This is a genomic window from Rathayibacter sp. AY1B5, from assembly GCF_002932795.1.
Taxonomy (GTDB): Bacteria; Actinomycetota; Actinomycetes; order Actinomycetales; family Microbacteriaceae; genus Rathayibacter.
Genome location: NZ_PSWM01000001.1, coordinates 1 through 21,114, shown reverse-complemented (window position 1 = coordinate 21,114; position 21,114 = coordinate 1). Strand labels below are relative to the sequence as shown.

The window sequence follows — 21,114 nt, the reverse complement described above, 5'->3', positions numbered from 1 at the left end:
TGAGCCGTGAGCGTGGGGGCACACCCGGCGGAAGCTCGAGGGGGTTTCGTCGGCGGTGAGTAGAGGGTCGACCGCCTCGGACCCGACGGATCATTCTGCCAGAAAAACCGCCCCGGTGCGGGCCCGGCACGCCGCCGCCGTCCGGCGCCCGCACGCGAGCGGGCCGGGCGGTGCCGGGAGAGCCGCCGCCGGGGGCTCGGCGTCCGCCCCGGCCGCAGGTGGCAGGATGGCGAGGCGCGTCCCGATCGGCGGACGCCCGGATCCGATGAGGACCACGCCATGGAGATCAGCTTCGCCGCATCAGACCGCTCCACGCTCGGGATCGAGTGGGAGGTCGCGATCGTCGACCGGCAGACGGGCGATCTCGCCAACGTCGCCGACGTGGTGCTGGAGGCGCTCCGCCGCGACGACGGTGCCCCGCACCCGCACATCACCGGCGAGCTCCTGCGCAACACGGTCGAGCTGGTCTCGGGCGTGCACACCTCCGTCCGCGACGCCGTCGCCGACCTGCAGGACCAGCTGCGGCAGGTGCGCGAGATCACCGACCCGATGGGACTCGACCTCGTGTGCTCGGGCACGCACCCGTTCGCGCAGTGGTTCGACCAGGCCATCACGGACAAGGAGCGGTACCACCGCCTCATCGACCGGACCCAGTGGTGGGGCCGGAACATGATGATCTGGGGCATCCACGTGCACGTCGGCGTCGAGCACCGCGACAAGGTGCTGCCGATCCTGAACTCGCTGCTCGACTACTACCCGCACCTGCAGGCGCTCTCGGCGTCGAGCCCGTTCTGGGGCGGAGTCGACACCGGCTACGCCTCGAACCGCGCGCTGATGTTCCAGCAGCTGCCGACGGCGGGCCTGCCTCCGCAGTTCGGCGCCTGGGCGAACTACGAGGAGTACGTCGACGACATGATGCGCACCGGCGTCATCGACGACCACACGGAGGTCCGCTGGGACATCCGTCCCTCACCGCAGTGGGGCACGCTCGAGATGCGCGCGTGCGACGGCCTCTCCTCCGCGGAGGAGATCGGAGCGGTCGCGGCGCTGATCCAGTGCCTCGTCGAGCACCTCTCGTCGCGGCTGGACGCCGGCGAGGACCTGCCGACGATGCAGCCCTGGTACGTGCGCGAGAACAAGTGGCGCGCGGCCCGCTACGGCCTCGACGCCGAGATCATCCTCGACGCCGCCGGAGCCGAGCGGCTGGTCACCGACGACATCCGCGACCTGCTCGTCACCCTCGCGCCGGTCGCCGAGCGCCTCGACTGCGTGAAGGAGCTCGCCGACGTCGAGCTGATCCTGGTCGCGGGAGCGAGCTACCAGCGCCAGCTGCGGACGGCCGCGGCGAACGACGGCGACCTGAAGGCGGTGGTCCGGGCTCTCGCGGGCGAGCTGCGCGACGGGCTGCAGGACCCCCGCTCGTGACGCGTCCCGTCCTCCTCGCCGCAGTCGCGATCGGCGCGCTGGCCCTCGGCCTCGCCGGCTGCTCGTCCTCGACGACGACCGGCCCGGCGACCGCGTCTCCCGCCGGCACCGCCACTCCCCTCCCCACCGTCGCCGCCGATCCGCTGCCGCTCTCGATCGGCGGCTCCCTGCCCGCAGGCTCCCGCGTGACGATCGTCGGCGACAGCATCGTGCGCGGTCTGAACGTCGACCCCGAGCAGGCCTGGCCCGCTCTCGTCGGCGACGACCTCGGCTGGGAGGTCACGAACCTGGGCTGCGACGGCGGCGGATTCATCGAGCCGGGCGACTGCGGCGTCGCGATCGGCGACCGCGCGGAGGAGATCGCCGACACCCGGCCCGACGCGATCGTGCTGATCGCCAGCAGCAACGACCTGGGCTGGGATCCGGAGGACGTGGACGCCGCGATCGGGCCGGCAGTGGACGCGATCGTGTCCGCCTCGCCCTCGGCCCGGCTGATCGCGCTCGACTCGGTCTGGGGCCCCGACCCGCGCCCCTCCGATCTCGACGAGTACGACGCGGCTCTGGTCGAGGCCGTGACGGCCGTCGGCGGCGGTGCCCTGGAGTACCCCGACCCGCTCCGCGAGGACGGACTGCTCGGCGAGGACGGCGTGCATCCCACGGTCGAGGGCCAGCGGGCCCTGGCCGACGCTTTCGAGGTGGCGGCCGAGAAGTCCGGCCTCGCCAGGGCCGTGCCGACCGGCCAGCGGGCGACGGACGCTCCGGCGGCCTGACTCCGACGCGGGGCGCCGCCGTACCGGCGCCCCGACGGGTCAGCGCGCGGTGCTGTTCCGGCCGTCGCGCCAGCCGAGCAGGTCGCGCACGGGCGCGAGGTCGATGTCCGGACCGGTGATGCCGAGCGTGAACAGGCGGGCGCCCAGGTCGTACTGCTGATCGAGCACGTCGAAGGAGGCGTCGCCGACTCCGCCGCGCACGCTCGCGCCGGTCGAGATCTCGATCGCCGCCGGATCGCGGTCGACGCGGCCGCACCACTCCGAGAGCACACCGAGCTTGCGCTCGAGCGTCGGGACGTCCGAGAAGCTGTGCCAGATGTCGGCGTGCTCGGCGACGATCCGCAGCGTCTTCTTCTCGCCGCCGCCGCCGATCATCACCGGGATGTCGCGGGTGGGCGCCGGGTTGAGCATCGACCACCGGCTGCGGATGCGCGGCATCGCCTCGGAGAGCTCGTCGAGGCGGGAGCCGGGGGTGCCGAACTCGAAGCCGTACTCCTCGTAGTCCCGCTCGAACCAGCCCGAGCCGATGCCGAAGATCAGACGGCCCTCGGCGCCCTTGGCGCTGATGTGGTCGACCGTGCGCGCCATGTCGGCGAGGAGGTCGGGGTTCCGGTAGCTGTTGCACGTGACCAGCGGGCCGAACTCGATGCGGCTGGTCTGCTCGGCCCAGGCCGCGAGCATGCTCCAGCCCTCGAAGTGCAGGCCGTTCGGCTCTCCGGAGAGCGGGAAGAAGTGGTCCCAGTTGAAGGCGATGTCGACGCCGAGGTCCTCGAGCTCGGCGAGCGTGTCGCGGATGACCTCGTAGGAGACGTGCTGCGGTGCGATCTGGACGCCGATGCGGACGGGGCGCGCGTGTGCGGTTGTCATGCCCTCACGCTAGCGAGCGGTGCGCGCCCTGGGGATCCCCGGCGTCGCTCCGAGCAGCACTGCTACTCCCCCGCCGGATCCGGCGAGGCGGTCGGGGCCTCGTCGCTCGTGGAGCGCGCGAGCTTGACGACCGTGGCGCCGTCGTCGTCGAACAGGCGGAGCCGCCCGCCGTCGAGCGAGGCCATCGCCGCCCCCGAGAAGATCCTCGGCAGGGCGACGCCGTCGCAGGCGATCTCCGTGCTGGGCCCCGCCGAGACGGAGAGCGCGCCCTCTCCGTCGATCGACCACTCGCCCTGCGCGCCGTTGCAGCCGTCGGAGCCCGTCCAGGTGCCGTCCTCCGCGATCAGGAGGAACGGCACGTCGGGCGCGTCGTAGGACACGCCCGTCACCCAGCGGCCGACCAGGTCCTCCGGGGAGGGCGCGGTCATCGCGTCGACCCCGGAGCCCTCGGCGCAACCGGTGAGCCCGAGCACGGCCGCGAGGACGAGGACACCGCCCGCGCGTCCGGCCGAGACCCGCCTCATCGCCCGAGGAGCTTCTGCAGCTGCTCGAGCTCCTCCGGCGTGGGCTGGGCGCCCTTGCCGGCACCGCCGCCCAGGCCGAAGCCGGAGCCGCCCGCCTCGCCCGGGCGGGGCCCGGAGGTGATCGCGGCGTTCTCGGCGGCCCGCTTGGCGGGGTTGCCGGACTTGCTGCTCTTCTTCTTCTGCGGCTTCGGACGGCCCTGGTAGCCGGCTCCGGGCACGGGACCCATGCCGGGGACGGAGGGCATCCCGCCCTTGGCGACCGTCTTCATCATCTTGGCGGCCTGCTCGAAGCGCTGGACGAGCTGGTTGACGTCCGTGACCGTCATGCCGGAGCCGCGCGCGATGCGCAGGCGGCGCGAGCCGTTGAGCAGCTTGGGATTGACCCGCTCCGCCTTCGTCATCGACTGGATGATCGCCTCGGTGCGCACGATCTCGCGCTCGTCGAACTGGTCGAGCTGCTCGCGCATGCCCTTCGCGCCGGGCAGCATGCCGATCATCTTCTTGATCGAGCCCATGTTGCGCAGCTGCTGCATCTGGCCGAGGAAGTCGTCGAGGGTGAACGTGTCCCCCATGATCTTCTCGGCGATCTTGCGCGCCTCGTCCTCGTCGAACGCGGACTGCGCCTGCTCGATGAGGGTGAGCACGTCGCCGAGGTCGAGGATGCGGCTCGCCATGCGGTCGGGGTGGAACTGCTCGAAGTCGTCGAGCGACTCGCCCGTGGAGGCGAAGAGGATCGGGCGGCCGGTGAGCGAGGCGACCGAGAGCGCCGCGCCGCCGCGGGCGTCTCCGTCGAGCTTGGAGAGGACGACGCCGGTGAAGTCGACGCCCTCCTGGAAGGCCTTCGCGGTCGCGACCGCGTCCTGGCCGATCATCGCGTCGATGACGAACAGCACCTCGTCGGGGTTCGTGACGCGGCGGATGTCGGCGGCCTGCTTCATCATGTCGGCGTCGACGCCGAGGCGTCCGGCCGTGTCGATGATGACCGTGTCGTACTGCTTGTCGGTCGCGAAGCGGATCGCGTTCTGGGCGACCTTGACCGGGTTGCCGACGCCGTTGCCCGGCTCGGGCGCGTAGACCGCGACTCCGGCCTGCTCGCCGACGACCTGCAGCTGCTGCACCGCGTTGGGGCGCTGGAGGTCGGCCGCGACGAGCAGCGGGGTGTGGCCGTCCTTGCCGAGGTACTTGCCGAGCTTGCCCGCGAGCGTCGTCTTGCCCGCGCCCTGGAGGCCGGCGAGCATGATGACGGTCGGCGGGCGCTTGGCGAACTCGAGGCGGCGCGACTGCCCGCCGAGGATCGCGACGAGCTCCTCGTTGACGATCTGGACGACCTGCTGGGCCGGGTTGAGCGCCTTGTTGACCTCGTCGCCGAGGGCGCGCTCGCGGACCTTGCCGGTGAACTCCTTCACGACCTCCAGCGCGACGTCGGCGTCGAGCAGCGCGCGCCGGATCTCACGGACGGTGCCGTCGACGTCCGACGCGGAGAGCTTGCCCTTCGTGCGGAGGTTCTTGAAGGTCTCGACGAGTCGATCGGAGAGGGTGCCGAAAGTAGCCATGATGCCCGGAATTCTACCGGAGGCCCGGAGGGTCGGCGGGCGGGGACGCCGATCGGGCCGCGATCGGCGCGATCACGGCGGCCCGGATTAACTGGTCCCGGTCCAAGAACCGGGTTAGGGTGGCCCGGTGATCGAGACACTGGTGGCGGGCGACTCCGCGGACCCCCTGGACTACCGCGACGGCTGGGAGCTCCAGCGACGCCTGCACGCCGAGGTGGTGGCGGGCCGGAGGCCGGACACCCTCGTGCTGTGCGAGCACTCCTCCGTCTACACCGCCGGCAAGCGCACCGAGGCGCACGAGCGCCCGGAAGACGGCTCGCCCGTGGTCGACGTCGACCGCGGAGGTCGCATCACCTGGCACGGCCCGGGCCAGCTCGTCGGCTACCCGATCGTGCGGCTCGGCGAGCCCGTCGACGTGGTCGCCTACGTCCGCTCGCTGGAGGGCGTGCTGATCGCCGCGCTCGACGACCTGGGCGTGCAGGGGCAGCGCGTCGGCGGGCGCTCGGGAGTGTGGATCCCGAGGGACGGCGGCGCCGACAAGATCGCCGCGATCGGCATCCGCGTCGCCTCGGGCGTGACGATGCACGGCTTCGCCCTCAACGTCTCGAACAGCCTCGAGCCCTACGCCCGCATCGTCGCCTGCGGCATCGCCGACGCCGGGGTGACGACGCTCGAGCGCGAGCGCGGCGAAGCTCCTCCCATGGAGGCCGTGCGGGCGCGAGTGGCGGCGCGCTTCTCGGAGGCGGCCCCCGCCTTCTCCGCACGGGTCGAGGAGGTCGCCGCGTGAGCGCCGAGGCCGGCGGCCGGAAGCTCCTGCGCCTGGAGATCCGCAACGCCGAGACGCCGATCGAGCGCAAGCCCGAGTGGATCCGCACGAAGGCCACGATGGGCCCCGAGTACCGGCAGCTGCAGTCACTGGTGAAGACGGAGGAGCTGCACACGGTCTGCCAGGAGGCGGGGTGCCCCAACATCTTCGAGTGCTGGGAGGACCGGGAGGCGACCTTCCTCATCGGAGGCGCCCAGTGCACCCGCCGCTGCGACTTCTGCCAGATCGACACCGGGAAGCCCGCGGACTACGACGCGGACGAGCCCCGGCGGGTCGGCGAGTCCGTGGCCCGGATGAACCTCCGCTACGCGACCGTCACCGGAGTCGCCCGCGACGACCTGCCGGACGAGGGCTCCTGGCTCTACGCCGAGACCATCCGCCAGATCCACGCCCAGGCCCCGGGCACGGGAGTCGAGATCCTGGTTCCGGACTTCACCGGCCGCGCCGAGCACCTGCAGCGGGTGTTCGACGCGGAGCCGGAGGTGTTCGCCCACAACGTCGAGACGGTGCCGCGGATCTTCAAGCGCATCCGACCGGCCTTCCGCTACGAGCGCTCGCTCGACGTGCTCACCCAGGGCAGGGAGGCGGGGCTGATCACGAAGTCGAACCTCATCCTCGGCATGGGCGAGGAGCGGGAGGAGATCTCGCAGGCGCTGCAGGACCTCTACGACGCCGGCACCGACATCGTGACCATCACGCAGTACCTCCGCCCGACGCCGCGGCACCTGCCGGTGGACCGCTGGGTGCACCCGGAGGAGTTCGTGGCGATCAAGGAGGAGGCCGAGGACATCGGCTTCCTCGGTGTCCTCGCCGGGCCCCTGGTCCGCTCCTCCTACCGGGCCGGTCGGCTCTGGGCGCGCTCGATGGAGTCGAAGGGGCTGCCGGTTCCGGAGCACCTGCGGCACCTGGCCGACGCGGCGCTGGGCTTCTCGCAGGCGGTGTAGCCCGTCACCGGGACGGCTCCGGCGCGGCGTCCCGGACGGAGCCGCTCAGCTGACGAGCTGCTGGGCGAAGACGTGGGGGGTGAAGCCGGTGAGGTCGCCGATGCCCTCGCCCTGGCCGACGAGCTTGATCGGGATGCCGGTCTTCTCCTGCACGGCGAGGACGAAGCCGCCCTTCGCGGATCCGTCGAGCTTCGTGATGACGAGGCCGGTGACGCCGGCGTGCTCGATGAACGCCTCGGCCTGGCTCAGCCCGTTCTGACCGGTCGTCGCGTCGAGCACGAGCAGGATCTCGGAGATCGGCGCCTGCTTCTCGATGACGCGCTTGATCTTCGTGAGCTCGTCCATCAGTCCGCCCTTGGTGTGCAGGCGGCCGGCCGTGTCGATGATGACCATCTCGACGCCGGTGTCCTTCGCGAACTGCACGGTCTGGAAGGCGACGGACGCCGGATCCTGGCGCTCCTGCTGCGGGCGGACGATCTGGGCGTCGGCGCGCTGCGCCCAGGTGGCGAGCTGGTCGACCGCCGCGGCGCGGAAGGTGTCGGCCGCACCGACCACGACGCTCCGGCCGTAGTTGCGGAGGAACTTGGCGAACTTGCCGATGGTCGTGGTCTTGCCGACGCCGTTCACGCCGACCACGAGGATCACGGCGGGGCGCTCGCTGAGCTTGAGGGTCGTGTCGTACTTCGACAGGCGCTCCTCGAGGGACTCGCGGAGCATCCGCTGCAGGTCGCGCGGGTCGGTCGTGGAGTAGCGGGCGACCTTCGCGCGGAGGTCGTCGACGATCTCCTCGGTGATGTCGGGGCCGAAGTCGGCGGTGATCAGCGCAGTCTCGAGGTCGTCCCAGGTCTGGTCGTCGATCGTGCGCTTCTCGAACAGGCCGCGCAGTGCGCGACCGAGCGACCAGGAGGTGCGTTCTGCCATGGGTCCAGGCTACCGGCGGGCGCGGGCGGGTGCCGGCTGGACGGGCAGGTGCCGGCGGGTCCGGAGCGGGCTGCGCACGTGCGATCTGCAGGACCGACGAGCCCTCCGCCGCCGGTCTCGCGGAGGAGAGCGCTCTCCTTCTCGGAACCCCTGCATATCGTCCCTGCACACCGCACGAGGTCCTGCAGACGGCACGAGGTCCTGCAGACGGCACGAGGTCCTGCAGACAGCACGCGGGCCTGCAGACAGCACGCGGGCCTGCAGACAGCACGCGGGCCTGCAGATCGCACGGCGCGCCGCCGCCTCAGGCCGGCGGAGCGGCCACGCGCTGGCCGACGACGGCCGAGACGCCGTCCTGGCGCATCGAGACGCCGTAGAGGGCGTCCGCGATCTCCATGGTCCGCTTCTGGTGGGTGATGACGATCAGCTGGCTCGACGTGCGCAGGTCCTCGAAGATGCTGAGCAGCCGGCCGAGGTTGGCGTCGTCGAGGGCGGCCTCCACCTCGTCCATGATGTAGAAGGGGCTCGGCCGCGACTTGAAGATGGCGACCATGAAGGCCACGGCCGCGAGCGAGCGCTCCCCTCCGGAGAGCAGCGACAGCCGCTCGATCTTCTTGCCCGCCGGCCGCACCGCGACCTCGATGCCCGTGGTGAGCAGGTTCTCCGGGTCGGTCAGCCGGATGCTGCCCGTGCCGCCGGGGAAGAGGACGGGGAACACGTCCGCGAACGCCGCCTGGGTGTCGTCGAAGGCGGAGGCGAACACCGTCTGCATCGTGTCGTCGAGCTCCTCGATGATGGTGAGCAGATCGCGGCGGGTCCCGGTGAGGTCGGCCAGCTGCTCGGTCAGGAACGCGTGCCGCTGCTCCAGCGCGGCGAACTCCTCCAGCGCGAGTGGATTGACGCGGCCCAGCTGCCCGAGCTGCTTCTCGGCCTTCTCGAGGCGGCGGCGCTGCTCCTCGCGGACGTAGGGCCGCGGCTCCTGCTCCTCGTCCGTCTCGTCGGGGACGCCGACTCCGGGACCGTACTCCTCCACCAGCACGTCCTCGGCGAGCCCGAGCTCGGACGCGGCGCGCTCGAGCAGACCGGTGAGCTGCAGCTTCTTCTCGTAGATCTGCAGCTCGAGGCCGTGGACGGTCTCGGTGACGGACTGGAGCCGGTCGCGCACGCTCCCCTCCTCGCGACGGAGCCCCTGCAGCTCGGCGTTCTGCTGCGAGCGCGCCGCCTCGGCCGCGACGAGCTCGCCCCGGGCCTGATGGACGGAGCGATCGACGGAGGCGAGGACGGCGGGGAGTGCGGCGGTCACCTCGGCTGCCGCGTCGCGCCGGCGGCGCCGGATGACGGCGCGGCGCGCGGCCTCGTCGGCGGCGGCGCGGTCGGCGGCCAGCTGGCGGGCCAGCGCCTCCCCGCGGGACTGCTCCGCCCGCACCCGCTCCTTGGCGGTCTCGACTCCCAGGCGCGCCTCGATCTCGCGCTCGCGCGCGGTGTCGACGTCGCGCTGCAGAGCGTCCCGAGCGCTCGCGTCGAGCACCGGCCGGGGCCGGGCCCGGGCAGCGTCCAGGGCGGACCTCGCCTCCACGGCCGCGCGCTCGGCGTCGCCGACGCGCTCCGACGCGACCGTCAGCGCCTTGGAACCGCGGCCGTGCTCGGCGGTGGCCGCCTCGAGCTGGGCGCGCACACCTCCGAGCCGCTCAGTGTGCGCGGCGCGGGCGGCATCGTGCTCGCGGAGGGCCGAGAGGGCGTTCGCGGCCTGCTCCTTGGCCCCGCGGAGCGCGCCGGTCTGCTCAGCGACCTCGAAGCGGAGCCGGTCGATCCCGCCCTCGACCTCCTCCAGTCGGCCCGCTGCCGAGTCGCGCTCGGAGACGAGCTCGATGCGGCTGCGCTGCCCGCCGGAGCCGGCGCTCTGCACGACGTCCGACACGACGGCGCCGTCGCGGGTCACCAGGAGCGTGCCGGGACCGGCTTCCGGGCGCAGCCGCCGCGCCGCGGCGAGGTCCTCCACCACGAGCACGCGCTCCAGGAGCGAGAGGACACCGGTCGGCGCCGTGACGAGGTCGACGGCGCGGACCGCTCCCTCGGGGACGGCGAGCTCGACCGGCGGGCGGGAGGCGTCGGCGACGAGCAGCTCGACGCGTCCGAGATCGCGCTCCAGAGCGGCGTCCAGAGCCGCGTCGGCCCGGTCGGCGGATTCGACCAGCACGGCGTCGGCGACCGCGCCGAGGGCGGCGGCGATCGCGGCCTCGGAGCCCGGTCGCACCTGGATCCGCTCGGCGACCCGCCCGCGCACCCCGTCGATCCGCGCGGCGATCAGCTCGGCCGAGCCGTCCGAGACGTCCAGGGCCAGGGAGAGAGCGCTGGTGCGGGCCGCCAGCGCCTCGCGCTCGCGCTCCAGGGCGTGCAGCTCCTCACGCAGCCGCTCGATCCCGCTCTCGGCGGCCGAGACCGCGGACTGGGCGTGCTGGTAGCCCTCGTCGAGGCTGCCGTCGGGACCCCGGCCCGCGTCGTCCAGCTCGGCCTCGAGAGCGTCGAGCGCCCGCCGCGCCGCCTCCTTCCGCCGGTCGGCCGAATCGAGGGTGTTCTGCGCGCGGAGGACCTCGCCCCGCACGGAGGCGAGACGGGAGGAGGCGGTGTCGGCCTGCCCGGAGAGGGTGGAGAGCTCGAGGTCGTAGCGCGAGACGAGGGCTGCCTGCGCGGCGATCTCCTCGTCGACCCTGTCGAGGGCTGCGCGGGCCTCCACGGTCCCGCGCTGCGCCTGCACCCAGGCGGCCTCCGAGTCGAGGACCGACTGGCGCAGGCGCTCCAGCTCGACCCGCGCCTCCTCCACCTGCGCCGGCGTGACGCGCGGCTGGATCTGCGGCTGCTCGGACTCCAGCTCGAGCATCGCGAGCCGCTGCCCGGCGAGCGCCGACAGGTTCCGCAGCCGCTCCTGCACCGACTCCAGCTCGAAGGAGGTGCGCCGCGCGTCGTCGACAGCGTCGCCGACCGCCTCCGCCTCGATCCTCGCGCGCCGCAGCGTCGCCTGCTCGAGCCGCTGCTGCAGGACGACCCGCTCGCTGTGCCGCTCGCTCTCGGAGCGCGCGAAGCCGCCCAGAGCGGTCCGGAGCGCGACGACGTCGTCGGCGAGGAGGCGCGCGCGGGCGTCGCGGACCACGGCCGCGATGGTCTGCGCCTGGCGGGCCACCGCGGCCTGCCGCCCGAGGGGCTTGAGCTGGCGCCGGATCTCGCCCGCGAGGTCGGACAGACGGGTGAGGTTCGCCTGCATCGCCTCGAGCTTGCGGAGCGTCTTCTCCTTGCGGCGGCGGTGCTTGAGGATCCCGGCCGCCTCCTCGATGAAGCCGCGCCGCTCCTCGGGGGTCGCGTGCAGCACCGCGTCGAGCTGCCCCTGCCCCACGATGACGTGCATCTCGCGCCCGAGACCGGAGTCGCTCAGCAGCTCCTGCACGTCGAGCAGCCGGCAGCCGCGTCCGTTGATCGCGTACTCGCTGCCCCCGTTGCGGAACAGGGTCCGGGTGATCGTCACCTCGGTGTACTCGATCGGCAGCGCGCCGTCGGAGTTGTCGATGGTCAGTGCGACCTCGGCCCGGCCGAGGGGTCCACGGGTGGAGGTGCCCGCGAAGATGACGTCCTCCATCTTGCCGCCGCGGAGGGTCTTCGCTCCCTGCTCCCCCATCACCCAGGCGAGGGCGTCGACGACGTTGCTCTTGCCCGAGCCGTTGGGTCCGACGACGCAGGTGACCCCCGGCTCGAAGGCGAACGTGGTCGGCTGAGCGAAGGACTTGAACCCCTTGAGGGTCAGGCTCTTCAGGTACACCCGGCCGCCTCGCTCCCGTCCACAACGCCTCCACGGTAGCCGACGGCCGCCCCGGGACCGGGAGGCGGAGCCCGATCGGGCCGCGACGCCGGGCGGACGGAACGGGCCGGACGGGCCGCTCCCGGCGCTCGGGAGTGCACACTGGGGTGGTGAACCGCTCCTCCGACCCGACGCTGCGCGTCCGCGAGCTCGTGATCCCGGAGCGAGTGGAGGCGGCCGGCTGGAGCGACTTCCTCGCCTTCACCGCCATCGGCGACGCCGTCGAGGCGGAGGGGACCGGCACCGCGGATCTGGGCTTCCCCGCCGAGACGAGCCTCGGGGAGTGGCAGCAGCGCGAGCACTCCCCCCGCCGCGCCTTCCTCGCCGAGTCCGGCGGACGTCCGGTCGGCAGCGGCGAGCTGCACTGGAGCACCGCCCCGGACGACGAGGCGGCCTGGGTGTCGATCTCGGTCCTCCCGGCCGAGCGCGGGCGGGGAGTCGGCACAGCGCTGATGGAGCACCTGAGCAGCGAGGCGGCCGCGCTCGGCCGCCGGGTCCTGCAGACCTGGACGGCCCACCGGGCGGATGCGGCCGGCCCGCGGATCGCCGCTCTCTCGGCAGCCGGGTCCGTCCCCTCCGGCGACCCCGGGTCGCGCCGGCTCGCGGCCCGCGGCTGGACCCTGGAGCAGGTGGAGCGGTTCAGCGTCGCCCGCCTCCCCCTCGACGGCGCGCGGACGGCCTCGCGACGGGCCGCCGCGGAGGAGCACTCCTCCGGCTACGAGCTGCTGCACTGGCGGGGCGCGACGCCCCCCGAGCGGATCGAGGACCTCCTGCTCCTGCGCACACGGATGTCGGTGCAGGCCCCGTCCGCGGGCCTGTCGGTCCCCGAGGAGACGTGGACGCGGGCGAGGCTCGCCGCCCACGAGACCGGCGCCGCGGCCGGAGGACGCATCGAGCTGACCTCCGCTGCGCTCGAGCGCGCGAGCGGCCGCCTGGTGGGCTACTGCACGGTCGACGTGATCCCCGGCCGCGCGGCCTTCTGGGGCGACACCCTCGTCCTGCCCGAGCACCGCGGCCACCGGCTGGGGATGCTGCTCAAGCTCGACGCCCTCGAGCAGCTCGCGCTCACCGCTCGGGACTGCAGGGCCGTCTACACCTGGAACGCCGAGGAGAACCGTCCGATGCTCGCCGTGAACGAGGCCGTCGGCTTCACCCCCGTCGCCCACGAGGGCCAGTGGAGGAAGGAGCTCGCATGACCCCGCTCGTCGAGCCGGGACCACCGCTGACCGCCGCCGAGCGCGAGCGGTTCGCGCGGCAGATCCGCCTGGGGCCGATCGGGGAGCTCGGGCAGCGACGCCTCCGGAACGCCCGGGTGCTGATCCTCGGGGCGGGCGGCATCGGGTCGCCGGTGATCACGGCGCTCGCCGCCGCCGGAGTCGGTCGGCTCGGCATCGTGGACGGCGACGTCGTCGAGCTCTCGAACCTGGCGCGGCAGACCGCCCACGACGACTCCTCGGTGGGCCGGTCGAAGGCGGAGTCCGCTGCGGCGACCGCGCGGCGGCTGTCCCCGGGGATCGACGCCCGCGCGTTCCCCGTCTCGCTGACCTCGGCCAACGTCGACTCCCTCGTCGCCGACTGGGACGTCGTGGTGGACGGCTTCGACACCTTCGGCGCCCGCTACCTGGCCTCCGATGCGACGACCCGAGCCCGGATCCCGCACGTCTGGGGGTCCGCGCTCGGCTTCGACGGCCAGCTGTCGACCTTCTGGGCCGCGGCTCCGGGCGGCGGAGTGACGCTGCGGGCGCTGCACCCCGAGGCCGAGGACGCGGGCGACAGCTGCGCGAGTGTCGGCGTGCTGGGCGCGCTCTGCGCGATGATCGGCTCGGCGATGGCGGCGGAGGTCATGAAGCTCGTGACCGGGGCGGGCGAGCCGCTCTTCGGCCGCGTGCTGGTGCACGACGCCCTCGACGCCTCCTGGGCCGAGCTCCCCCTCGAGCGGCGGGTGCCCCCGGTGCCGGAGCGTCGGGGTGCGGCCGCGTCGATCACGGCGGCCCAGCTGCGCGAGCGGCTGGCCGGACCGACGCCCCCGACCGTCGTGGACCTCCGCGAGGACGACGAGGACCGCTCGGTGGCGGTGCCGGGAGCGGTGCGGATGCCGATGTCGCGCTTCGATCCCGCGGCGCTGCCGACGGGTCCGCTCGTGCTGCACTGCGCCTCCGGCGTGCGGTCGCGGCTGGCGGCGGAGCGGGCGGCAGCGGCGGGCGTGACGTCCGATTCGCTCGACGGCGGGATGGCGACATGGGCGCGCTGAGCGCCCTCTGACGCGCAACGGCCTCCGGGTCGTCGACGGGGCCGTGTGCTCCGTCGCGGTCGACCGGGATCGGCGAGGTCCGGTGCTCGTCCCGACGAGGAATCGTGCTTCCTCGCGGGATCTCGTCGAGCGCCGTCGGATGCTGAGAGGTGGCGCCGTGGTCACGGCCGCCGTTCCGAGGAGAGCATCGATGTCGTCCCACACCCTCCGCTCCGCACGGCGCGCGGCCCTCCTCGATCCGTTCGACCCCGTCCCGAGGCGAGCGGGGCTGTGATGCCGCAGTCCTGGAGCGCCGCCGAGAGACGGCTCCGGCGCCTCGGCTGGATCCCGCGGCGGCCACTCCCCCACGGTGCCGTCGTCGATGCGATCACCTCGCCCCGGCTCAGCCTCAGCCGTGCGTGGCTGCAGAGCGGGGAGTTCGAGATCCTCCCCCACCCCGGCCGGCTCCGCGTGCTGTTCAGCGCCGACGGGATCGGTCGCGTGAGGATCGGGGACGTCGACCACCGGCTCCCGCCCGGCAGCGCCCTGATGACCCGCGCCTCGACCGTCCAGTACGCAGCGGCGGTGAGCCCCTGGGCCCGCTTCGAGTGGCAGCTGCGTCCGTCCGTGCTCCAGGGCAGCGGGTTCTCCTCGATCATGGACACGGTGCTGAATCTGCCCGAGCCCTACTGGCGGGCTCTCACGGGTGCTGCGAACACGGTCCTCAACTTCGACGTCGAGCCGTCCGACGCGGCCTTCGAGCACTTCGAGATCGCGAGCGAGCACCTCATCGCCTCGGCGTTCTCGGCGCTCCTGCCCGCTCTCGACCGCGAGGACCGTTCCGCGGCGGGCGTCCTCGCCGCGGGCACGCGACTGATCGAGCGCCACTACCGCGACCGCTCTTTCACGGTGGAGACGCTGGCGGAGACCCTCGGAGTGTCGGTCAGCCACCTGCACCGCGCGTTCTCCTCCGCCGGCACCACCCCGCGTCAGCAGATCGAGCGGTGGCGCGCCTTCGAGGCGCAGCGCCTCCTCGACGAGCTCGGCTCCCGGTCGGGGGCGGACCTGGACCGCGTCGCGCAGTCGGCCGGGTTCAGTTCGCGCATCCACATGCAGCGGACCTTCCGACGGATCGACGACGTGGGATGACGCCGACGGCGACGGAAACTCCGCGGACGGGCATCGAACGTCGTCGCACGCCGTTCCTCGTCGATCAGCGGTCCGGTCTTGGGCAGGATCAGCGCGTCGGACCCCCCTGACACCTCCGACAGAGACGGACACCCCATGACACACATCGACTCAGTGGACCCGAGCGCAGAGCACTCCGGCACGCCTGGCTCCTGGACCGTTCCGACCTCGGGGCGGCCGGCCCGCCGCACCATCGTGCAGGGCGCGGCATGGACGATCCCGGTGGTCGCCGCCTCCGTGGCCACGCCCGCCTTCGCCGCCTCGACCCCCCTCGCGCTGGCCTTCGACGCCCCCGCCTACACCTTCACCGCGTGCACGACGCGCAGCGTGTCGGTCCTGGCGACGACCGGTGGGTCCCCGGCGGCGGGAGCCGCGGTCACGATCACGCTGCCCGCCGGCCTGACCAGCGGCGGCGCGCAGACCGTCTCGGCGACGACCGGCTCGGACGGACGGGTCAGCATCCCGGTCACGGCCGGCAACGTGGCGCAGAACGGTCTCACCCTCACCGCCGTCTCCGGCGCCACGACCGCCGGCGCGACGGCGAGCACCACGGCGACCGAGGGGAGTGCCATCCGGTACGTCCTCAACAACGAGGGGGCGTCGACGACGTCCAACGGCAGCGTCCCCTCGGGAGCCTCGCCCGTCGGACCCCGGCTGTACCTGACGGCGTCCGGCGATCTCTACCACAGCTCGACGAAGCTCTCGAGCGGCGTCACCAGTGCCCAGGGCTTCCGGGACCAGCAGAACCGCGACGTCGCCGATTTCGTCGCCGACGGCGTCTTCTTCCGGTTCGTCTCAGGCGACGCCGCGCCGAGGGCCATCGGTACCGGTGTGCCGAGCGGATCGACGGTCCACGCGCCGGCTTTCTACGTCACGCCGGACGGCGAGCTCCGGCGCGCCGAGGGAACACTCCTCACCACGGGAGTGACGAGTGCGGACTCCTTCCGCGACGGAGGCAACCTGGACGTCATCGACGTGGTCGCCGGAACGGAGATCGTCCGCTACGTCTTCGCCACGAAGAACCAGGTCATCGCCACGGGCGTTCCTGCAGGATCGACCGTCCTGACGCCCGGGTACCACCTGACGCCGGACGGACGCCTCTTCAACGGCGGCCTCCTGATCACCACCGGGGTGACCAGTGCCGACGCGTTCCGCGATCAGCAGAACCGCAACATCGCCGACGTGATCCAGAACGGCGCGCTCGTCCGGTACGGCGTGTTCGCGGACGTGACCGCGCCGCAGACGCGGATCGCGTCCGGCGTGCCCTCCGACGCGACCGCCTACGCGCCGGACTGCTACGTGACGAAGGACGGCCGCGCGTTCAACGGCGGGCAGCTGATCGCCACGGGAGTGGCGTCGGCGTTCAGCTTCCGCGATGTGCAGGGCCGCACGGTCTTCGACACGATGACCAACGCGATCTGCCCGTGATCCGGTCGGTCGGCCGCTGAGCCGAGCCGAGGCCGCGGGGCCGGCGACGCGCAGGTGGGACGCGTCGGATCGTCGCGGTCCCCCGCTCTCGAGACGCGCTCGCCGTCGGCGGTCGAGCCGTCCGCAGCTGCGCCGGGGCGCCTGGATCACTCCGGGAGTCCCGGCGCAGCCGCGACCGATCACCACGATCTCGGTCCGCCTCCAGAGGATGGCGACGACCGTACGAGCGCCGGTGTCGGCGGGTCAGCCGCCGGCGAACGGCGGCAGGACGTCGACCGCGGAGTCCGGGCGGAGCGGGGTCGCCCGGTCCGCCGTCGACACTCCGTCGACGAGGTACGTGCACCGCGCGAGCACGTCGGCGGCCGTGGGCGCGGAGGCGACGAGGCGCTCCTCGAGCGCGCCGAGATCGGGCACCTCGTCGAGCTCGTCGGAGGGGCGGCCGAGGGCGGCCTTCGCCGCGGCGAAGTAGCGGACCCGCACGCTCACCCGCCGATCGCGCTCATCGTGCGCTCGGGCTGGACGAAGCCCACGACGTTCATCTCGTGGCCCGCGGGCTTGGCCCACATGGCGCCGCGCCAGAGCTGGGCGACCTCGTGGTCGTCCGCCCCCGCTCGCATCGGGCCGAGCAGATCGGTCTCCTCGTTCGAGAAGAGGCAGCTCCGGACGCCGCCCTCGGCGGTGAGCCGGGTGCGGCGGCAGTCGCCGCAGAAGTTCTCGGTGACGGAGGCGATGATCCCCACCTGGCCGAGCACGACGGATCCTCCGGCCTCGCGCACGTCGAAGAGCTCGGCCGGCGCTCCGTCGCGCGGGGCCGCGTGGGGGCTGAGGGTGAAGCGCTCCGAGAGCAGGGCGCGGATGTCCGCCGCCGTGATCATGGTCTCCCGGTCCCAGCCGTGGTCGGCGTCGAGGGCCATCTGCTCGATGAAGCGGAGCTGGTGGCCGCCCGCGAGGGCCCAGGTGAGCAGCTCCGGAGCCTCGAGGTCGTTGATCCCGGGCAGGAGCACAGCGTTGATCTTCGTCTGATCCAGGCCCGCAGGGCCGAGCGCGTCGATGCCGGCGAGCACGCGGTCGAGGAACGGCCGCCGGGTGACCTTCGCGAACGTCTCCGCGCAGATCGAGTCCAGCGAGACGTTGACCCGGTTCAGGCCGGCCTCGGCGAGCGCCACCGCCCGACCTGAGAGCCCGATGGCGTTCGTCGTGAGTGAGATCTCGGGGCGCGGCTCGAGTGAGGCCACGTCGCGGATGATGTCGACGAGGTCCTTCCGCAGCAGCGGCTCCCCGCCGGTGAAGCGGATCTGGCGGACGCCGAACTGCTCCACGGCGATGCGCGCCAGTCGGAGGATCTCCTCGCGGCTGAGGAGGGAGGCGGGCGGCTGGAACGGCAGGCCCTCGGCCGGCATGCAGTAGGTGCAGCGCAGATTGCACTTGTCGGTCAGCGAGATCCGCAGGTCGTCCGCGACACGCCCGTAGCTGTCGAGGAGGAGCGGGGTGGCGGGGCGGTCGGCCGGAAGGACCGCGCTGCGCTGACGGGGCCGGAAGCCGGGGATCCCCAGTGCTGTGCTCATCCGCTCACCCTACGCCGCGGAACCGGGCGCGACCCGGCAAGATGGACTCGGCCCCTCCGCCGGTCGGGCACCGCCGCTCGCGAGAGGACACGATGACCTCGATCGACCTGCACGCCGCCCGGGTGCGGGCGCTGCTCGCGCCACTGGCCACGCGGGGCGCCCGCGAGACGCTGAGCCTGGATCCGGTCGCCGTCGCCGCCGATCCGGGCGCGTACGACCGCCGGGTCCTCGCCCGCTCCGTCGACTCCCCGCTCGACCTGCCGCGCTTCGACAACTCGCAGATGGACGGGTTCGCGGTGCGGGCGGCCGACCTCGACGCGGCGGCCCCTGAGCATCCCGTCGCCCTGCCCGTCTCGGCGCCGATCCCCGCGGGCGACCGTGCGCCCCGGCACGAGCCCGGCACCGCGACCCCGATCATGACCGGCTCGCCGCTGCCGGAGGGGGCCGACGCCGTCGTCCCGGTCGAGCGCGTCGATCCTCCGCGCTTCCCCGCAGAGGGCAGCGTCGCCTTCGCGCACCCGGTGGTGCCGGCGACCTTCGTCCGCGCCCGGGGCAGCGACGCCCGTCGCGGCGAGCTCGCCCTCCCGGCCGGCGCGGTCCTCCGCGCGGCCCACTACGGACTCCTCGCCTCCCTCGGGCTGACCGAGGCGGAGGTGCTGCCGCGCCTCCGGGTGCTCGTCGTGCCCACCGGGAACGAGATCCGACCGGCCGGCGCGGTGCTCGAGGAGGCGCAGATCCACGACGCCAACGGCGCCCTGCTGGCCGAGGCCGTCCGCGAAGCAGGTGCGCTGCCGACCGTCGCCGCTTGCACGAGCGACCGGGCCGAGGACCTCCTGGCGCTGCTCGAGGAGCACGCGGGCGCGGCCGACCTGGTGATCACGGTCGGCGGCGTCAGCGCGGGCGCCTACGAGGTCGTCCGCGACGCGCTGGGGCCGGCGGGCTCGGAGTTCGGCCACGTTGAGATGCAGCCGGGCGGCCCGCAGGGCCTCGGGCTCGTCCGCGTGGCCGAGGGCCTGCACCTGCCGATCGTCTCGCTGCCCGGGAACCCGGTGAGCGCCCTGGTCTCGTTCGAGGTCTTCCTCCGTCCCGAGCTGCGCTCTCTCGCGGGACGCGTGCCCGCCGAGCGGCCGCGGCTCCGTGCGCGCCTGGGCACGGCCCTCGATTCGCCCGCCCACCTGCACCAGATCCGCCGCGGGGTCCTCGACGACGAGGGCCTCGTGCACCCGGTGGGCGGGCCCGGCTCGCACCTGCTGGCGTCCTACGCCCGCTCCACCGTGCTCATCCACGTCCCCGTCGGGACGGACCACGCAGCGACCGGCGATGCGGTCGAGATCTGGAGGATCGATGACTGAGAGCGACCGGCTCACCCATGTGCGCGGCGACGGAGCCGTGCACATGGTCGACGTGAGCGCGAAGGAGGTGACGGCGCGCACCGCCGTCGCCGAGGGGTACGTCGAGACCTCGCCCGAGGTGGTGCGGCTGCTCGAGCAGGGCGAGCTGCCCAAGGGTGAAGCGCTCGGCGTCGCGCGGATCGCCGGGATCCTCGGCGCGAAGGCGACCTCGACGCTCATCCCGCTCTGCCACCCGCTGGCGCTGGACGGCGTCGACGTCGACCTCGAGCCGCAGGACGGCCGCGTCCGGATCGAGGCGCGCGTGCGCACGACCGGGCGCACCGGCGTCGAGATGGAGGCGCTGACCGCGGTCAGCGTCGCCGCCCTCACGGTCTACGACATGATCAAGGCGGTCGATCGCGGTGCCGTGATCACCGGTATCCGGGTGCTCGCGAAGGCGGGCGGGAGGAGCGGCTCGTGGACGAGCGAATGAGTCCCGTGACGCGGCGGGCGGTGGCGGTCGTCGCCTCCACCCGTGCCGCCTCCGGCGTGTACGAGGACCGGACGGGACCGGCGCTCGAGGCCTGGTTCGTCAGCCGCGGCTGGGAGTCGCGGGTGGTCGTCGTGGCCGACGGCGACGCGGTGGGCGAGGCGATCTCCGACGCGATCGGCAGCGGAGTCGACGTGGTCGTGACCACCGGCGGGACGGGGGTCGCCCCGAGCGACGTCACTCCGGAGCAGACCGCCCCCCTCCTGGAGCGGCCACTGCCCGGCCTGGCCGAGGCGGTGCGGGCCACGGGCGCCGCCCACGTCCCGACCGCCGTGCTCAGCCGCGGACTCGCCGGCGTCAGCGGCCGCACCGTCGTGGTCAACCTCCCCGGCTCCCCCGGCGGCGTCCGCGACGGGATCGACGTGCTCGACCCGGTGATCGGACACCTGCTCGACCAGCTCGGAGGCGGCGACCATGCCCGCTGATCCGGTCGCCCTCGCCCGCCTCGCGGCCGAGGCCATCACCGTCGACGAGTGCGAGCAGGCGGTCGACTCCCCGGCGCACGGGGCCGTCGTGACCTTCGCGGGCGTCGTCCGCGACCACGACGAGGGCCGCGGCGTGCTCCGCCTGTCCTACGAGGCGCACCCGGACGCCCCCGCCGCACTCCTCGCCTCCGCCCGCCGCATCGCCGAGCGGTGGCCGGACGTCCGGATCGCCGCCGTGCACCGGGTCGGCGACCTCGTGGTCGGCGACCTCGCCCTCGCCTGCGCCGTGGCCTCGGCCCACCGAGCGGCGGCCTTCGAAGCCTGCGCGGCACTGGTCGACGACATCAAGGCGTCGGTGCCGATCTGGAAGGAGCAGTCCTTCGTCGACGGCAGCTCGGAGTGGGTCGCGAGCCTCGGCTGACGGTGCTGGTCTCCGAGCCCGCCCTTGTCGGGCTCGGCGCGGTCGGCCTCTCGAGGTGGTTGCGATTCGTGGAGCGGGGAGCGAACGCCTAGATCGATCCGCTGACACGCGGATCGACCGTTCGGCTCGGGGGTGCGAGCGGAGGGTGGCTGCTCGACAGCGGGAGCATCCAAGCGGTTCCGAAGCATGAGCGGCTGCGGGAACGGGCGTCGGATGGCGGAGCACGCCGCGGCCCTCGTCGTGGTCGCGGACGACGCCCGCGAAGGTCACGACGGCCCCGTGCGCCGGGGAGTCGACCG

General features: G+C 73.4%; 19 protein-coding genes. 12 read left to right on the top strand and 7 right to left on the bottom strand.

Going from position 1 to position 21,114, the window contains the following annotated elements; translation table 11 throughout:
* The first annotated feature begins 279 nt into the window (after nucleotides 1–279).
* Nucleotides 280–1,425 carry a glutamate--cysteine ligase gene (locus C5D44_RS00100; RefSeq protein WP_104280495.1) on the top strand — a complete coding sequence of 382 codons (1,146 nt, stop codon included), beginning with the start codon at nucleotides 280–282 and terminating at the stop codon, nucleotides 1,423–1,425.
* Complete coding sequence (locus C5D44_RS00095) at nucleotides 1,422–2,195, top strand: SGNH/GDSL hydrolase family protein (RefSeq protein ID WP_104280494.1); 774 nt, start codon at nucleotides 1,422–1,424, stop codon at nucleotides 2,193–2,195. The genes C5D44_RS00100 and C5D44_RS00095 overlap by 4 nt, the downstream gene beginning before the upstream one ends.
* A gap of 39 nt (nucleotides 2,196–2,234) precedes the next feature.
* On the opposite strand, the gene C5D44_RS00090 is transcribed toward C5D44_RS00095, so the two are convergent.
* The 3 genes from C5D44_RS00090 to ffh all read right to left on the bottom strand — a co-directional run bounded on the left by C5D44_RS00090 (nucleotide 2,235) and on the right by ffh (nucleotide 5,139).
* Nucleotides 2,235–3,062, bottom strand: a complete 828-nt coding sequence (locus C5D44_RS00090; protein WP_104280493.1) for an LLM class F420-dependent oxidoreductase — start codon at nucleotides 3,060–3,062, stop codon at nucleotides 2,235–2,237.
* Nucleotides 3,063–3,124: 62 nt separating this feature from the next.
* A complete protein-coding gene (locus C5D44_RS00085) occupies nucleotides 3,125–3,586 on the bottom strand; it encodes an META domain-containing protein (RefSeq protein WP_104280492.1) in 462 nt (153 codons plus the stop codon).
* On the bottom strand, nucleotides 3,583–5,139 hold the full coding sequence (ffh, locus tag C5D44_RS00080; protein ID WP_104275982.1) for a signal recognition particle protein: 1,557 nt from the start codon (nucleotides 5,137–5,139) through the stop codon (nucleotides 3,583–3,585). The genes C5D44_RS00085 and ffh overlap by 4 nt, the downstream gene beginning before the upstream one ends.
* Nucleotides 5,140–5,266: 127 nt before the next feature.
* On the opposite strand from ffh, the gene lipB reads away from it, so the two are divergent.
* Both lipB and lipA read left to right on the top strand, forming a co-directional pair.
* Nucleotides 5,267–5,926 carry a lipoyl(octanoyl) transferase LipB gene (lipB, locus tag C5D44_RS00075; RefSeq protein WP_104280491.1) on the top strand — a complete coding sequence of 220 codons (660 nt, stop codon included), beginning with the start codon at nucleotides 5,267–5,269 and terminating at the stop codon, nucleotides 5,924–5,926.
* Complete coding sequence (lipA, locus tag C5D44_RS00070) at nucleotides 5,923–6,909, top strand: lipoyl synthase (RefSeq protein ID WP_104280490.1); 987 nt, start codon at nucleotides 5,923–5,925, stop codon at nucleotides 6,907–6,909. The genes lipB and lipA overlap by 4 nt, the downstream gene beginning before the upstream one ends.
* A 45-nt stretch (nucleotides 6,910–6,954) precedes the next feature.
* Here the strand turns inward: lipA and ftsY are convergent, their stop codons facing one another.
* Both ftsY and smc read right to left on the bottom strand, forming a co-directional pair.
* On the bottom strand, nucleotides 6,955–7,830 hold the full coding sequence (gene ftsY, locus C5D44_RS00065; RefSeq protein ID WP_068253475.1) for a signal recognition particle-docking protein FtsY: 876 nt from the start codon (nucleotides 7,828–7,830) through the stop codon (nucleotides 6,955–6,957).
* 304 nt (nucleotides 7,831–8,134) lie between these two features.
* Nucleotides 8,135–11,638, bottom strand: a complete 3,504-nt coding sequence (gene smc / locus C5D44_RS00060; RefSeq protein WP_104280489.1) for a chromosome segregation protein SMC — start codon at nucleotides 11,636–11,638, stop codon at nucleotides 8,135–8,137.
* 149 nt (nucleotides 11,639–11,787) lie between these two features.
* On the opposite strand from smc, the gene C5D44_RS00055 reads away from it, so the two are divergent.
* From C5D44_RS00055 to C5D44_RS00040, 4 genes are all read left to right on the top strand, one after another.
* Nucleotides 11,788–12,873, top strand: coding sequence for a GNAT family N-acetyltransferase (locus C5D44_RS00055; RefSeq protein WP_146087945.1), 1,086 nt, complete (start codon nucleotides 11,788–11,790; stop codon nucleotides 12,871–12,873).
* Nucleotides 12,870–13,928, top strand: a complete 1,059-nt coding sequence (locus tag C5D44_RS00050) for a ThiF family adenylyltransferase (RefSeq protein ID WP_104280487.1) — start codon at nucleotides 12,870–12,872, stop codon at nucleotides 13,926–13,928. The genes C5D44_RS00055 and C5D44_RS00050 overlap by 4 nt, the downstream gene beginning before the upstream one ends.
* Nucleotides 13,929–14,201: 273 nt before the next feature.
* Nucleotides 14,202–15,056: a helix-turn-helix domain-containing protein gene (locus tag C5D44_RS00045; protein WP_104280486.1), complete on the top strand. Its 855-nt coding sequence runs from the start codon at nucleotides 14,202–14,204 to the stop codon at nucleotides 15,054–15,056.
* 135 nt (nucleotides 15,057–15,191) lie between these two features.
* Nucleotides 15,192–16,523 (top strand): hydroxyisourate hydrolase, encoded by a 1,332-nt coding sequence (locus C5D44_RS00040; protein WP_146087944.1) that lies wholly within the window; start codon nucleotides 15,192–15,194, stop codon nucleotides 16,521–16,523.
* A gap of 243 nt (nucleotides 16,524–16,766) precedes the next feature.
* Here C5D44_RS00040 and C5D44_RS00035 read toward each other — a convergent pair whose 3' ends face one another.
* Together C5D44_RS00035 and moaA are read right to left on the bottom strand one after the other, a co-directional pair.
* Nucleotides 16,767–17,009 (bottom strand): MoaD/ThiS family protein, encoded by a 243-nt coding sequence (locus C5D44_RS00035; protein WP_104275975.1) that lies wholly within the window; start codon nucleotides 17,007–17,009, stop codon nucleotides 16,767–16,769.
* Nucleotides 17,006–18,088: a GTP 3',8-cyclase MoaA gene (gene moaA / locus C5D44_RS00030; RefSeq protein WP_104280484.1), complete on the bottom strand. Its 1,083-nt coding sequence runs from the start codon at nucleotides 18,086–18,088 to the stop codon at nucleotides 17,006–17,008. Before moaA ends, C5D44_RS00035 begins: the two co-directional genes overlap by 4 nt.
* Before the next feature lie 92 nt (nucleotides 18,089–18,180).
* Here moaA and glp point away from each other — a divergent pair, with 92 nt between their 5' ends.
* Genes glp through C5D44_RS00010 form a run of 4 tightly spaced genes read left to right on the top strand, consistent with a single transcriptional unit; the run spans nucleotide 18,181 to nucleotide 20,815 of the window.
* Nucleotides 18,181–19,440 carry a gephyrin-like molybdotransferase Glp gene (gene glp, locus C5D44_RS00025; protein WP_104280673.1) on the top strand — a complete coding sequence of 420 codons (1,260 nt, stop codon included), beginning with the start codon at nucleotides 18,181–18,183 and terminating at the stop codon, nucleotides 19,438–19,440.
* A complete protein-coding gene (gene moaC, locus C5D44_RS00020) occupies nucleotides 19,433–19,912 on the top strand; it encodes a cyclic pyranopterin monophosphate synthase MoaC (RefSeq protein ID WP_104280483.1) in 480 nt (159 codons plus the stop codon). Before glp ends, moaC begins: the two co-directional genes overlap by 8 nt.
* Nucleotides 19,897–20,394, top strand: coding sequence for a molybdenum cofactor biosynthesis protein B (locus C5D44_RS00015; RefSeq protein ID WP_258067286.1), 498 nt, complete (start codon nucleotides 19,897–19,899; stop codon nucleotides 20,392–20,394). The genes moaC and C5D44_RS00015 overlap by 16 nt, the downstream gene beginning before the upstream one ends.
* Nucleotides 20,384–20,815, top strand: coding sequence for a molybdenum cofactor biosynthesis protein MoaE (locus C5D44_RS00010; RefSeq protein WP_104280482.1), 432 nt, complete (start codon nucleotides 20,384–20,386; stop codon nucleotides 20,813–20,815). Before C5D44_RS00015 ends, C5D44_RS00010 begins: the two co-directional genes overlap by 11 nt.
* The last annotated feature ends 299 nt before the right edge of the window (nucleotides 20,816–21,114 follow it).